The sequence below is a fragment of the Mucilaginibacter flavidus genome, assembly GCF_024055575.1.
Lineage (GTDB): Bacteria > Bacteroidota > Bacteroidia > Sphingobacteriales > Sphingobacteriaceae > Mucilaginibacter > Mucilaginibacter flavidus.
This window is the reverse complement of sequence record NZ_JAMXOE010000014.1, coordinates 120,693-135,142: the sequence shown is the minus strand read 5'-3', so window position 1 is coordinate 135,142 and position 14,450 is coordinate 120,693. Positions and strand designations below refer to the sequence as shown.

Annotated in this window: 9 protein-coding genes; 6 read left to right on the top strand and 3 right to left on the bottom strand. The window is 41.9% G+C overall.

Annotation, left to right across the window (positions count from 1 at the left end):
• Nucleotides 1-125 precede the first annotated feature (125 nt).
• Genes NAF19_RS19510 through NAF19_RS19500 form a run of 3 tightly spaced genes read right to left on the bottom strand, consistent with a single transcriptional unit; the run spans nucleotide 126 to nucleotide 5,918 of the window.
• Nucleotides 126-3,305, bottom strand: a complete 3,180-nt coding sequence (locus NAF19_RS19510; RefSeq protein ID WP_252792013.1) for an efflux RND transporter permease subunit — start codon at nucleotides 3,303-3,305, stop codon at nucleotides 126-128.
• 55 nt (nucleotides 3,306-3,360) lie between these two features.
• The gene (locus tag NAF19_RS19505) at nucleotides 3,361-4,512 is read right to left on the bottom strand and encodes an efflux RND transporter periplasmic adaptor subunit (RefSeq protein ID WP_252792012.1); all 1,152 of its coding nucleotides are present in this window, start codon (nucleotides 4,510-4,512) and stop codon (nucleotides 3,361-3,363) included.
• Between the two features lie 2 nt (nucleotides 4,513-4,514).
• A complete protein-coding gene (locus NAF19_RS19500) occupies nucleotides 4,515-5,918 on the bottom strand; it encodes a TolC family protein (RefSeq protein ID WP_252792011.1) in 1,404 nt (467 codons plus the stop codon).
• Between the two features lie 270 nt (nucleotides 5,919-6,188).
• Here NAF19_RS19500 and spt point away from each other — a divergent pair, with 270 nt between their 5' ends.
• The 6 genes from spt to NAF19_RS19470 all read left to right on the top strand — a co-directional run bounded on the left by spt (nucleotide 6,189) and on the right by NAF19_RS19470 (nucleotide 14,438).
• Complete coding sequence (gene spt, locus NAF19_RS19495) at nucleotides 6,189-7,394, top strand: serine palmitoyltransferase (RefSeq protein ID WP_252792010.1); 1,206 nt, start codon at nucleotides 6,189-6,191, stop codon at nucleotides 7,392-7,394.
• A gap of 110 nt (nucleotides 7,395-7,504) precedes the next feature.
• Nucleotides 7,505-8,623: a GNAT family N-acetyltransferase gene (locus NAF19_RS19490; RefSeq protein WP_252792009.1), complete on the top strand. Its 1,119-nt coding sequence runs from the start codon at nucleotides 7,505-7,507 to the stop codon at nucleotides 8,621-8,623.
• Nucleotides 8,620-9,606: an NAD-dependent epimerase/dehydratase family protein gene (locus NAF19_RS19485; RefSeq protein ID WP_252792008.1), complete on the top strand. Its 987-nt coding sequence runs from the start codon at nucleotides 8,620-8,622 to the stop codon at nucleotides 9,604-9,606. The genes NAF19_RS19490 and NAF19_RS19485 overlap by 4 nt, the downstream gene beginning before the upstream one ends.
• Before the next feature lie 29 nt (nucleotides 9,607-9,635).
• On the top strand, nucleotides 9,636-10,958 hold the full coding sequence (locus NAF19_RS19480) for an inositol-3-phosphate synthase (protein ID WP_252792007.1): 1,323 nt from the start codon (nucleotides 9,636-9,638) through the stop codon (nucleotides 10,956-10,958).
• Between the two features lie 130 nt (nucleotides 10,959-11,088).
• Nucleotides 11,089-11,541, top strand: a complete 453-nt coding sequence (locus NAF19_RS19475) for a phosphatidylglycerophosphatase A family protein (RefSeq protein ID WP_252792006.1) — start codon at nucleotides 11,089-11,091, stop codon at nucleotides 11,539-11,541.
• 335 nt (nucleotides 11,542-11,876) lie between these two features.
• Nucleotides 11,877-14,438 carry a DUF5686 and carboxypeptidase-like regulatory domain-containing protein gene (locus tag NAF19_RS19470; RefSeq protein WP_252792005.1) on the top strand — a complete coding sequence of 854 codons (2,562 nt, stop codon included), beginning with the start codon at nucleotides 11,877-11,879 and terminating at the stop codon, nucleotides 14,436-14,438.
• Nucleotides 14,439-14,450: the final 12 nt, after the last annotated feature.

The window sequence follows — 14,450 nt, the reverse complement described above, 5'->3', positions numbered from 1 at the left end:
TTACTTAAGCAGAGATTGGTGATTAGTTAATTGGAGATTTGTAGAAAAGAAAAAGCCCTTGCATGTATAAATGCAAAGGATTCGTTCTTCTCGTAAGCTCTAATCTCAAATTAACTGATATCTGATCACGCCTGCGGATCAACTTCAGGATCAGGTTTATAGGTTTTCTGCAATTCGGCCAGTTTTTCTTTACCATAGGCAAATTTGGTTATCAGATAAAACAGTACCGGCACTATAAATATAGCCAGCGATGTTGCGGTTAGCATCCCGCCAAATACTGTCCAACCGATGGTCTGTCTTGCCTTGGCACCGGCACCTGAGGCAACCAGCAGCGGCCCTACACCTAATATAAACGCCATCGACGTCATGATAATTGGCCTCAGGCGAAGTCGTACAGCTTCGAGTGTGGCCTTTTCAAGTTCCATACCCCTGTCAACACGTTCTTTGGCGAACTCCACTATCAGGATGGCATTTTTTGCCGCCAAACCTATCAATGTAATTAAACCTATCTGCGCATAGATATTGTTATCCAGACCGGGTTTAAACCATAAAAACAAGATGGCGCCAAATGCACCCAGCGGCACTGCCAGCAGCACTGAAAACGGAACCGACCAGCTTTCGTATAATGCTGCCAGGAACAGGAACACGAAACCGATAGATAACATAAAGATGTATACTGTTTTCGATCCTGATATAATCTCCTCGCGGCTTAGGCCGGCAAATTCGTAGCCAAAGCCCTGCGGTAATGTTTCTGCAGCAACTTCCTGTAATGCTTTTATGGCATCACCACTACTATAGCCGGGTTTGGCAGTACCGTCAATTTCGGCAGACCGGAACAAGTTAAAGTGCGATATCAGCGGCGCATTTTCGATTACTTTATAGCTGGTTACCGTGCTTAACGGAACCATTCCACCCGCCGAGTTACGCACAAAATACTGTCCTATATCGGCAATATTGGTACGGTAATTTGTATCAGCCTGGGCCACTACGTGAAAATTACGGCCATAAACTGTAAAGTCGTTCACAAACGCACTACCCATATAAGTTTGCAATGCGGTACTTATATCGGATATGGATACGCCAAGCTTTTTCGCCTTTTCCCTGTCGATAGTTAGCTGGTATGCCGGGGTGCGCGCAGTAAAGAATGAGAAGGCCCTTGCAATTTCAGGCCGTTTGTTTACAGCTGCCGTAAAATTTTGTAGTACTTTCTCAAAATTTTTGATGTCGCCGCCGGCCTGTTTCTCTTCCAAAATAAATGAAAAACCTGCCGATGTTCCTAAGCCAGGCACAGCCGGAGGCGAAATCACCACGACATTCGCTTCTTTATAAACTGATAACTTTTTCTGGATCTTTGCTATTACAGCCTCCACTTGTTGCGATTTATCTTTTCGCTCGTCCCAGGGTCGTAGCTGGCAAAATATGGTTGCACTGTTTGATTTACTGGCAAAACTTATTACGTTTAACCCGCCCAGCGCCGCGTAGTGATAAACTTCGGGAATACTGTCGAGCGCGCTCATAACATGGTGCAGAACATCAACCGTTCGCTTGGTTGATGAAGCTTCGGGTAAATCGTAAGTTATGTAAACACGTCCCTCATCCTCGGTGGGTAAAAAGCCGGTTGGTTTCTCTTTAAAAAGGAGTATGGTGCCCACAACAATACAAACAAGTATAATTACAATAAGGGCGGGATTTTTTATTCCCCGGTGAACGCCGTTGCGATACTTGCCGGTAACACGGGTAAACCAACTGTTGAACCAAAAAAAGAATTTGTTCAACCCTTTTGATTTCTCATCAATCTTGTGCGGGCGCAGAATCAGCGTACACAGCGCAGGCGTTAACGATAAAGCCACAAACGCCGATATTAACACGGATATAGCTATAGTGATGGCAAACTGCTGGTAAAGCCTGCCTACAATACCCGGTATAAAACCAACCGGTACAAACACCGCGGCCAAAATCAGGGCAATGGCTATTACCGGCGCCGATATGTCTTTCATGGCGTGCGCGGTAGCCTCTTTGGGCGACATGCCCTTTTCGTCCATATAATGCTGCACGGCTTCAACCACCACAATAGCATCATCTACCACAATACCTATGGCCAGCACAAACCCGAATAAGGTAAGCGTATTTATGGTGAAGTGCAACGGGATAAAGAATATGAACGTACCAATAATTGATACCGGGATTGCCAAAATCGGGATAAGGGTTGTCCGCCAGCTTTGTAAGAACAAAAACACCACCAAAATAACCAGGAACAATGCTATTACCAGCGTTTCAATCACCTCACGTACAGACACCTTTACAACAGTAATTGATTCGAACGGTACTACATAGTCAACATCGGTTGGAAAGCTCTTTTTAAGCTGCTCCATTGTAGCGTAAACATTTTCAGCAGTTTCGATAGCGTTACTGTTTGGCGCCTGGTAAACCAGCAGGTACGATGCGCGCTTATTATCAACAAACGAGTTACCAGCGTAGTTAAATTTACCCAGCTCAACCCTGGCTACATCCCTCAAATGCACAACCGAGCCGTTACCTGGCTGCGTGCGTACAATTATATTTCCAAACTCCTCGGGAGTAGTTAAACGGCCTTTAACTATTATGGTATACTCAAAGGCTTGCACCTGCTCCTGCGGGGTTGTGCCCACCGAGCCCGCTGCCACCTGGGCATTCTGCTCCTGCAATGCACTCGTAACGTCATTAGCTGTCATTCCTAAGGCAGCAAGCTTATCCGGCTTAAGCCAGATACGCATACTAAAATCATCAGCACGGCTGATTACGTCGCCTACGCCTTTTGAGCGTAACAGCGCATCGCGTACAAAAACGTTGGTGTAGTTATCTAAAAAGGTAACATCATGCGTTCCTTTCGGGGCATAAATGGCCACCAGTAGTAATATGCTGGGGTTACGTTTGCGGGTAATTAAACCCAAACGCTGCACCTCCTGCGGTAAAGTTGGCGTTGCTATACCAACACGGTTCTGTACATCAAGCGCGGCAATGTTTATATCTGTACCAACCTCAAAATTCACTGTCATGCTCATTTGGCCGTTGCTGGTACTATTACTTTGCAAATAGGTCATGCCCGGGGTGCCGTTAACCTGTACCTCAACCGGCGTGGCAACGGTTTGCTCAACCGTGAGCGCGTCGGCCCCAATATAGGTACCGGTTATGCTAACTGTTGGCGGCGCAATTTCGGGGTATTGCCCTACAGCCAGGTTTATTATACATATTATACCAACTATAACTATCACTAACGAAATAACGATAGCTGTAACCGGTCGTTTTATAAAAGTATCTGCAATCATTCTTTATCTTTTTAGAGAAACAGGAATCGAATAATCCTAAAACAAGCAATCAAATTTATTTAGCCGCACCGCCTTTTGCCGGCGCCTGTCCCGCGGCACCCGGTGCTACTGCCGGTGGCCCAAGTGTGATTTTACCTCCATCACGCAAGCGCTGAAAACCATCCGTTATTACCTTATCGCCTGGTTTAAGCCCATCCATAACAACCACATTGTTGCCTATATGCGGCCCAAGCTTTACTTTTATCTGTTTTGCAATTGTATCCAGGGCTGTAAATACAAAAAACTCACCCATTTGCTCGGTAACAGCTTTAGACGGAATCTGCAGCCTGTTGCCCGATTGGCTGTTTAACACCTTCAGTACGCAGCTCATACCATCTTTTAGTACATCATTATTGTTCGAAAATTCAATTCTTACTTTAACGGTACCTGTCGTTGCGTTTACACCACGGTCAATTGCGCGAACTTTACCAGCCTGGTTATAAGTAGTACCATCGCTCAACTGCAGCTTAAAGGTTGAATCGGTATTGTGTTTTTGAAGCTCATAAAAACGGCTAATATCCTGCTCGTTAATTACTACATCAACCCCGATAGGGTGTTCGCTCGAAATGGTATTTAATAAGGTGCTGCCCGGCGACACCTGGGTACCAAGCTTTACTTGTGAAATACCTATGCGACCAGTAAAAGGTGCAGCGATAGTTGCGTACGAAAGATCGGTTTTTGCAGATGCCACAGCAGCTTTAGCTACGGCAACCTGGCTTTTGCTGGTCTCGAAAGTTGCTTCAGCCTGGTCGACCGTTTGGCGAGCCACAGCATCGTTTTTGAGCAGCATGTTGTACCTGTCAATATCTTTTTGGGCTTTTATTAAATTTGCCTCGGCGCTTCCCAAATTTGCCTGGGCTTGTGCATAAGCGTCGAGAAATTTGCGCCTGTCAATTTCGTACAAAGCCTTGCCTTTGGTTACTATTTCACCTTCGTTAAAAAATATGCCGGTAATAAAACCAGTAACCTGGCTGCGCAATTCAACTGTATTTAAAGCTATAACATTGCCCTGGTATTGGTCATAATACACGGCTTCGGCAGTTTTTACATCGGCAACATAAACGGGGGTTGGCGGCAGCGGAGCATTAGCTGCATCCTTTTTATTTTTGCACGCCGACCACATTAAAATACAAACCGTTCCGGCTAAAAGTATATCTCTTGTTTTCATATTCAATTTGGTTGTACAGAAAGGGTGCCCAATGCTTTCTGAAGGTCTATTTTGCTCGATAATAACTGGAACAATGCATTATAATAATTCAGCTCAGCGGTACGCAGGTCTGATTGTGCCACAATTACATCAAGATAGGTTTTAATGCCTTCGCGGTATTGAAGGCTAACAATCTTGTAAACATCCTTGGCGAGATCAACGTTTTGCTTTATCAGTTGCCAGCTGGTATAATTGCTTTTGTATCCGGCAAGCGCCTGCACATATTCGGTGTTGATGGTATTTGCAGAATTCTCAATATCCAAATCAGCACGTGTAACCTGCAAACGGGCCTTACTTAAATTTTGCAGACGTTTCCCTCCCTGGAAAATAGGCAGCGCCAGTGACAGTCCCGCGTACGCGCTTGGGTATGAATTATTGTATAAACTGCCAAACCTGTCGCTCAAATAGATCCAATTATAGCTGCCTACAGCAGAAAGAGACGGTAAAAAACCATTCTTATAATAATTTACATTAACGTTCTTTAGATTTTTCTGTGTTTGCAGTAATTGGAATTCGATGCGATTATTTACATCAAGCTTTTGATTGGTATCGATAATTGCAGCCTGCTCATAACGCGACGAATCGTACAACAATACGAGGTTATGTCCCGCCGATATTCCCATTATTTGTTTCAAGTAAGCTTGCTTGCTATTGATAGCTTCGGCGGTTTGCTTACGGCTGGCAATTGAATTGTTTAATGATATAGTAGCCTGCTTGTAATCAATTTTATCCGACACGCCGGCCTGGTACCTGTTGTAGGCGTCCTTTTGGCTGCGCTGCAACCGGGCAATGTCTTCATTTAAAATATCCAATTGTTTTTGCGACAGCAGTACATCAAAAAAAGCCTTGCTAACGTCTGAAACGACATTCACCTGGCTGCTAAAAATATTCTCCTTATAATATTGGCGCGAATATTTAGCTGCTTTGGCCGCCTGTAATACATCATTATTATAAATAACCTGGCTGGCCTGTAAACCCAATAACGAGAACTCGTCATTCCGTGTACCCGCAGCCTGGTTGGCTTTGGTTGATGAACTGCTTGCCGGGCTCCCCTTAAAATAATGCTGGTATTCGCCAGAGCCATTAACCTGCGGTAGCCAATCAGCAAGACTGATTTTTATATTACGTTCGTTAATTTGTTCGTCAATTGAGGCTTGCCTCACTACAGGTTGGTTGCGCAGGGCAAACTCGACGCACTGTTTTAAAGTTACAATGGTATCGGTACTAGTTTGCGCAAACAAAATGGCCGGAAAAATTATTGCTATATTTATAATGAATAGGGAGGCGGTTTTTTTCATATTACGGTGCGGCATCCGGTTAGTAACAACAGTTAAAGGCAAAGGTTGCCAATAAATTTTATTTTTCATAAGGATACGCTAATATGGACACATTTAAATAACCTGAAAAAAAGACAACAAAAATTTTACGCAAGTATGTCATTAAAACTACAATAGGGGGCTTTTTTGCATTTTTTAGAAAAAAATCAAAAATTGTGTCGCCGAATAACTAAAAAAATTAATTAATTTGCCGAATGGGAGCACTATGCTTTTATGGTAATTGAAAAAAAGTTACCAACTAAATATAAGATATAACCTAATTCATGGTATTTTTACAAAAAATTTAAGCAGGGTTAATACATGGTTAAAAGACTACATGAGAAGATTGCACAGTTCCAGGATGCCAACCTAATCCGGGAAATGGGCCTATATCCTTATTTCAGGCCTATTGAGTCTGGCCAGGATACGGAAGTATTTATTGATGGCAAACGTGTACTAATGTTTGGTTCCAATTCATATTTGGGGTTAACAAGCCACCCTAAGATAAAGGAAGCATCTAAAAAGGCAATTGAAAAATACGGAACTGGCTGCGCAGGATCACGATTTTTGAACGGAACGCTTGATATCCACATAGAGCTTGAAAAAAGGCTGTCAAATTATGTTGGGAAAGAGGGTGCTGTTTTGTTTAGCACTGGCTTCCAGGTTAACCTGGGGGTGCTATCGTGCATTACCGGCCGTAACGATTATTTGATATTGGATGAGTATGACCACGCTTCGTTAATTGACGGCAGCAGGTTATCATTCTCAAAAGTTATCAAATACGCCCATAACGACATGGAAGATTTGCAGCGCAAACTGAGCATTTTGCCGGAAGAAGCTGTCAAATTAATTGCCGTTGACGGCATATTCAGTATGGAGGGTGATATCGTTAAACTTCCTGAAATTACAAAAATTGCTGATAAGTTTGGCGCCAACATAATGGTTGATGATGCACACAGTTTGGGTGTAATAGGCCACAACGGCGCAGGTACAGCCTCACATTTTGGCCTTACTGACCAAGTTGACCTTATAGGGGGCACGTTCAGCAAATCGTTAGCATCATTAGGAGGATTTATTGCTGCCGACGCCGAAACAATTGATTATTTGAAACACCGCGCACGGGCATTAATGTTTAGCGCCAGCATGCCTCCGGCGTCGGTTGCCAGTGTTATTGCAGCGCTTGATATTATTGAATCGGAGCCGGAGCTCATAGCTAAGCTTTGGGACAATACTAACTATGCCATGAAACTTTTGTTAGAGGAAGGATTTGATTTGGGCCCAACTGAAAGCCCTATCCTTCCAATATACGTAAGGGATAATATGAAAACCTTTCAGGTTACCAGGCATTTACAGGATACAGGTATATTTGTTAACCCGGTTGTATCGCCGGCTGTTCCTTCCGACTCATCTTTACTACGTTTTTCGTTAATGGCCACCCACACCTTCGAGCAAATTGAAGAAGCCATTGAAAAAATCGCAAAAGCCTTTAAGGATGTTGGTGTTACATCAATTAAAGAAAAAATATAAACCGGATTACGCCGTAAATGGCAATAGTTTAATTCAATAAAGCAAGCATCGCAGACAACAGTAGGCGATGCTTGTTTATTATTTAACAAAATAACAGAATTGCATACCTGATGAAGAAAATAGTACAGGTTAACTCCAAAAAAGAGCTTGGAACGTTCATTGATTTTCCGCACGACCTTTATAAAGATGACCCCAACTATGTTCCGGAGTTGTTTATTGCACAGCGCGACCTGCTAACAAAGCACCCGTTTCATAAACACAATGAGCTGCAATGTTTTTTGGCTTATGACGGCAATAAAGTGACCGGTCGCATTGCCGCTATTTTAAATAACGCACACAACGAGCATAATAAAAGAAACGATGGCTTCTGGGGGTTTTTTGATTGTATAAACGACCAGGAAACCGCCAATATGCTTTTTGATACAGCTACCAAATGGTTAAAAGATAAAGGCGTTGACCAAAAATCGATCGGCCCGGTAAATTTTTCGACTAATGAAGCGTGTGGGTTATTAATTAAAGGTTTTGACAGCCCTCCAATGCTGATGATGACCTATAATTTCCCTTACTATGCCGATTTGATTGAAAAATACGGGTTCGAAAAACAAATGGACCTGATTGCCTGGCACTGGGACGGTGATGGCTACGACGATAAATCGATTCGCTTATTGGGAGCCTTGCAGGAGCGTCTTAAGCGCAATAACATCGTTATCCGTAAGGTAGACCTTAAAAACTTTAAAAGCGAGGTTGAAAAAGTACGCGAGGTATACAACTCTGCTTGGGATCAAAATAGCGGCTTTGTGCCATTTACCGATGCGGAATTCGACTGGCTGGCAAAGGATTTAAAGCTGATACTGGACGAAAACTTCGTGTATGTAGCCGAACAAAATAATAAGATTGTAGGTTTCGGGCTTGCTTTGCCAAATTATAACGAGATTTTTAAGAAAATAAAACGCGGGCGCTTGCTGCCTACAGGCATCTTTAAATTACTATTAGGTAAAAAGAAAATACAGAGCATCCGCATTTATGCCCTTGGTGTGATTGATGGTTATCGTAAAATGGGCATTGAGGCTTGTTTGTACGGCTCAATCATAAAAGAATACCGGGAACGCGGTCTTAAACATGCAGAAGCCGGCTGGACACTGGAAAACAATGTATTGATAAATGAGGCTATAAAAGCTATTAAGGGCGATCCTTATAAAACGTACAGGCTGTACGAAAAAGAAATATGAAGCAGCGGGTTTTAATAACCGGTGCAAGCGGATTTGTCGGGTTCCATTTAATTGAAGAAGCACTAAATAACAATATGGAGATTTTTGCCGCAGTACGCAAAAGCAGCAAAATTGACCACCTGGCAGGTCTTGATATTAAATTCACCTACCCCAACTTTGACAGTGTGCAAGCGCTAAAAGATAATATTACCGAAAACAAGTACGATTATATTATCCATGCTGCCGGTGTTACAACGGCTCGGTCGGCACAGGAATATGAGCATATAAATGCTGATTATACTTATAACCTGGCAAAAGCAGCAGCTGAAAGTAATATCGGCTTGAAAAAATTTGTGCTTATAAGCAGCCTGGCGGGTGTTGGCCCATTAAATAGTTTGGACGGGATAATAACCGAGGAAACTACCCCCACCCCGGTAACCGCATACGGCAGAAGTAAAATACTTGCCGAAGAAAAACTAAAGAGCATAGACAGTTTAAATTATACCATTTTAAGACCCACAGCTGTTTACGGCCCGCGCGATAAGGACATATTTATATTTTTTAAACAACTAAGCAATCGCATTGAACCGTATATTGGCAATATAGACCAAAAGCTAACCTTTATATATGTTACTGATTTAGCAAAAGTTGCTTTTAAAGCATTGCATACAGGTAATAAACAGGCATATAATTTAAGCGACGGCGGCTATTATAGCCGTTATGCTTTAGGCGATTTTACACGACAAGTGTTAAATTTAAAAACCTTTAAGTTTCATTTGCCTGTAAACTTTGTAAAATTAATTGCAAACATATCCGAAAAAGTTTGTTCTTTGAGCAATAAGGCTTCGGTGCTTAATGTTGAGAAGCTAAAGGAGTTGATGGCGGTTAACTGGAATTGCGATATTTCGCAGGCAAAAGCCGACCTTGAATTTACTCCAGCTTATGATTTGAAAGCCGGGGTTACCGAAACGTTAAACTGGTATAAGGCCAATAAATGGCTATAATAAATGTGTGTACACTATAATAAATAAATATGAAAACTAATATTACACCGGCTAATGGTAAATTAGGCATCTTAATTCCGGGATTGGGAGCTGTGGCTACCACAATGATTGCCGGCGTTGAGGCGGTAAAAAAAGGCTTATCACAACCAATTGGCTCACTTACCCAAATGGGCAGCATACGCCTTGGTAAAAGAACTGAAAACCGTTACCCAAAAGTTAAAGACTTTGTGCCACTGGCAAAGCTTGAAGATATTGTTTTTGGTGGATGGGATGTATACTCTGATAACGTTTACGAAGCTGCCACGAAAGCAAAAGTACTTGAAGCAGACTTATTAAAATCAGTAAAAGCTGAGCTTGAAGTGGTTGTTCCGATGAAAGCGGCTTTTGATAAAAATTACGCTAAGAATCTGATAGGTACACACGTTAAAACTGGTACCCGTTATGAAATGGCGCAGGAAGTAATGAACGACATTACAACCTTTAAAGAAAAAAATGGCTGCGATCGTATAGTTTTGATCTGGTGTGGTTCGACCGAGATATACTACGAAGCATCGGAAATACACCAAACACTTGCAAAATTTGAGCAGGCTTTGGTTGATGACGACAAACGTATTTCACCAAGTATGATTTATGCATATGCAGCTTTAAAATTAGGTATCCCGTTTGCAAACGGTGCGCCTAACTTAACAGTTGACATCCCGGCGATGATTGAATTGGCAAAATTAACCGAATCACCCATTGCAGGTAAAGATTTTAAAACAGGCCAGACTTTAATGAAAACCATTTTGGCGCCTGGTTTAGCCGCACGTTCGTTAGGTGTTAAAGGCTGGTTCTCGACAAACATTTTAGGTAACCGCGATGGTTTGGTACTGGACGATCCGGATAACTTTAAAACAAAAGAAGTTTCGAAACTGGGTGTGCTGGAAGACATTTTTAAACCTGAAGACAATCCGGAATTATACGGCGATTTATATCACAAAATCCGTATCGACTATTATCCGCCTCATGGCGATAACAAGGAAAGCTGGGACAACATCGACATTTTTGGCTGGTTAGGCTACAAAATGCAGATTAAAATCAATTTCCTTTGCCGCGACTCGATTTTGGCCGCGCCAATAGCATTGGATTTAGCCTTATTCAGCGACCTTGCAAAACGTGCCAATATGAGCGGTATACAGGAATGGTTATCGTTCTACTTAAAATCGCCGCAAACTGCAGCAGGTTTGCCACCTGAAAATGATATTTTCAAACAACTGATAAAATTACAAAACACCCTGCGCCACTTAATGGGCGAAGATTTAATAACCCACCTGGGTCTTGACTATTACCAGGAACTGGTGGATGTATTGTAATTTATAAAAGTTGCAAACGGTGTAAGGGTTGTAAATGTTAAACAGGTTTTAGCATTTACAGCCCTTTGTTAAAACTAAAGATTGCTACTTTATAACCTTTAAAACTTCCGCAAACCGTTACAACATAACCATGCTCTTCCACAAAATATTCACCTCAACTTTTGGCATAGGTTACATTAAAGGCGGCGGCACAATTGCGGCCGTATTTTGTTGTATTTGCTGGTACCTGGCGTGGATGGGAACCACTCCCCCACTGGTCTTATCATTGACAATTACAATTGTAACAACATTGTTAGGTGTGTGGTCATCAGGAATTGTTGAGAAAATTTGGGGAAAAGATCCCAGTCGTGTAGTGATTGACGAAGTTGCAGGAATGTGCATAAGCCTGCTTTTTATACCCGTAGAGCCCAAATATGTAATTACCGCCCTGGTATTATTTCGCTTTTTTGATATTGTAAAGCCGTTATTCATCCGTAAGATGGAAAGATTTCCTTCCGGATGGGGAATTATGATGGATGATATCCTCGCCGGGGCCTATACTAACCTATTGATGTTGGCCGTTGTAGGGTTTAATTTATATTAATCCTATTGTAATGTTTACTAAATTGTTCCCTTATCGGCACTCATATTTGACTTTTTGACCACAATAGTCTGTTAGGTTTTTTTTTACCTTTGGCACTTGACAAAAACGGACTCCGGATGCCTTTAAATGCTTTGCAGCCGGGTGGCATGACACGATGCAGAATAGTCATAACAAGGTTTGATTTTGAATATTACTTACGTAAAATAACCTTTTGGACTGTTTATTGTAACGCACTGATAACAAATATTTTAAAAAGAGAATATCAATTGCAAATGTTTTAACGGGTATTTACGTACATCATTAAAATACTGAATTTGCAGAAGGCAACAAAATAAATGAACTATACATACTTATACCGGAAGCTGGTTTTGTTGAGCTTCTTTTTACTTGCTGCTACTACCGTATTTGCACAATCAACAGTTGTTACGGGTACCGTTATTGACTCCCGCACAAATGAACCGTTGCCTTTTGTGTCGGTTAAATTTAACGGCACTTCCATTGGCGGGCCTACCAACAACGACGGCAAATACACCATCAGCACTGATAATCCTGTTAAGCAAATCAAAATTTCGTTTCTTGGTTATAAAGATGTTTTGATGAACGTTAAGCGTGGAGTGACGCAAACCGTAAATGTGAAGCTGGTTGCTACAGCAAATGAACTTGATGAAGTTGTAGTAAAATCGGGTAAAAAGCCTAAATACCGCAATAAAGATAACCCGGCCGTTGAGTTGATACGCAAGGTTATTGAAAACAAAGAGAAAAACCGACCGGAAGCTTATGACTACGTAGAGTATAAAGAGTATGATAAAATGCAGTTCTCTTTGGCAAACGTATCACCAAAGCTTTCAGAGAAGAAGTTCTTCCGCAAATATGCATTCGTTATAGATAACCGCGACAGCACTACCGTTCCGGGCAAATCATTGCTGCCGATTTTCCTGAACGAAAAGGTATCCCAATATTATTACCGCAAAAACCCCGAAAAAGAAAAGACAGTTGTATTAGGCGAAAAGAACGTAAACTTTGGCGGATCGGTTGATAGTGAAGGCCTTGGGGCTTATTTTAAGCACATGTATTACAAGGTTGATATTTACGACAATACAGTGTTTTTGATGACGAACAGCTTTTTAAGCCCGATTGCTGGTTCATCGCCTACATTTTATAAGTTTTTTATTACTGATACCGTTGCATATAAAAACACCAAGCTGGTTGAGCTAAGCTTTACACCGCGCAATACTACCGATATGCTTTTTGTGGGCAAACTGTACATAACGCTGGATGGCAACTATGCTGTTGAAAAGGTTGAATTGAATATCAACAAAAACATCAACCTTAACTTTGTTAACTCCATGCGGGTTAACCAGGAGTTTGAGCAAAACTCGGATGGCCGTTTTCACGTTAGCAAAAGTACCACACTAGCCGATTTCGGGTTGACAAAAAACAAAAAAGGCGGTCTTTTTGGTATCCGTACCATTACATATGGCAACTACACTGTAAACAAACCCCATCCGGATAGTACCTATCAGCACAAGGAATATACCGAAAGCGACGAAGTACAGAATCGCAGCGACAAGTTTTGGGTTGAAAACCGTTTGGATACGCTGACAACCGCCGAATCGAAAGTATATAAAAACGTGGATAGCCTACGTAATATGCCATCGTTCAGGCGTACGCTTGATATTGCTACATTGCTGCTGGCTGGTTATAAAGGGTTCGGCGGTTTTGAGCTGGGCCCTGCCAATACATTTTACAGCTTTAACCCTGTTGAAGGCTTTAAGTTACGTGTTGGTGGCCGTACCACACCCGAGTTAAGTAAACGTTATTATTTTGAAACTTACGGCGCATATGGCTTTAAGGACGAACGTTTTAAGTACTTTTTAAGTGCAACTTATTCGCTCAATAACAAATCTATCTACAAGTTTCCGCAGAACTACCTAAGGGTGAGCACCCAATACGATACACATATACCGGGCGCAAATCTGCAATTTGTGCAGGAAGACAACTTTTTGCTGTCGTTTAAACGGGGCGAAAACGATAAATACCTGTATGACAGGAGCTACAACTTTGATTACGTTCACGAATTTGAAAACCATTTTTCGTATCACGCTAAATTTGCAAGGTTAACACAGGCGCCTGCAGGTTCGTTATACTTCTTAAACACAGTGGGCAATAATACAGCAAATATTGTTAAGGACCTTACTACCAGCGAAGTTGGCTTAAGGCTGCGTTATGCGCCTAATGAACAATTTTACCAAGGTAAAATATACCGCGTACCTGTACCAAGCAAATACCCTGTGCTATCGCTTGATTATACGGCCGGTTTAAAAAACGTGCTTGGCAGCAGTAATTATGGCTACCAAAATCTGCACGTGCAAATGGACAAGCGTTTTTACTTATCCATCTTAGGTTATGCTGACGTTACCATTGAAGGGGGTAAAACATTCGGGCAGGTGCCTTATCCGTTGCTTGACATATTCAGGGCTAATCAAACGTATGCCTACGATATTTATTCGTACAACTTGATGAACTTTTTGGAATTTGTGGGCGACCATTATGCCAGCATCAATATCGACCAGCACTTTGTGGGATTTTTCTTCAATAAAATTCCACTATTTAAAAAACTAAAATGGCGCGAAGTTGCTTCTGTTAAAGCAATATATGGCGGCTTAAGCGATAAAAACAATCCATCGCTTAACCCATCATTGTATCAATTTCCAGTAGCGGCAGACGGAAGGCCAATAACTTATGGACTAGGCAGTACCCCTTATGTTGAGGGTAGTGTGGGTATTGAAAATATATTTAAATTTGTGAGAGTGGACTTGGTGAGAAGATTTACGTATTTAGACCATCCTGACGTTTCAAAATGGGGTATCCGTGCAAGGGTTAAGTTTGATTTTTAAAATATCGGCAGT

Coding starts and splice junctions, on each gene's coding strand:
- NAF19_RS19475 (WP_252792006.1), top strand. CDS start 11,089: ATGCTCTTCCACAAAATATTCACCTCAACTTTTGGCATAGGTTACATT.
- NAF19_RS19485 (WP_252792008.1), top strand. CDS start 8,620: ATGAAGCAGCGGGTTTTAATAACCGGTGCAAGCGGATTTGTCGGGTTC.
- NAF19_RS19470 (WP_252792005.1), top strand. CDS start 11,877: ATGAACTATACATACTTATACCGGAAGCTGGTTTTGTTGAGCTTCTTT.
- NAF19_RS19480 (WP_252792007.1), top strand. CDS start 9,636: ATGAAAACTAATATTACACCGGCTAATGGTAAATTAGGCATCTTAATT.
- NAF19_RS19490 (WP_252792009.1), top strand. CDS start 7,505: ATGAAGAAAATAGTACAGGTTAACTCCAAAAAAGAGCTTGGAACGTTC.
- NAF19_RS19500 (WP_252792011.1), bottom strand. CDS start 5,918: ATGAAAAATAAAATTTATTGGCAACCTTTGCCTTTAACTGTTGTTACT.
- NAF19_RS19505 (WP_252792012.1), bottom strand. CDS start 4,512: ATGAAAACAAGAGATATACTTTTAGCCGGAACGGTTTGTATTTTAATG.
- NAF19_RS19510 (WP_252792013.1), bottom strand. CDS start 3,305: ATGATTGCAGATACTTTTATAAAACGACCGGTTACAGCTATCGTTATT.
- spt (WP_252792010.1), top strand. CDS start 6,189: ATGGTTAAAAGACTACATGAGAAGATTGCACAGTTCCAGGATGCCAAC.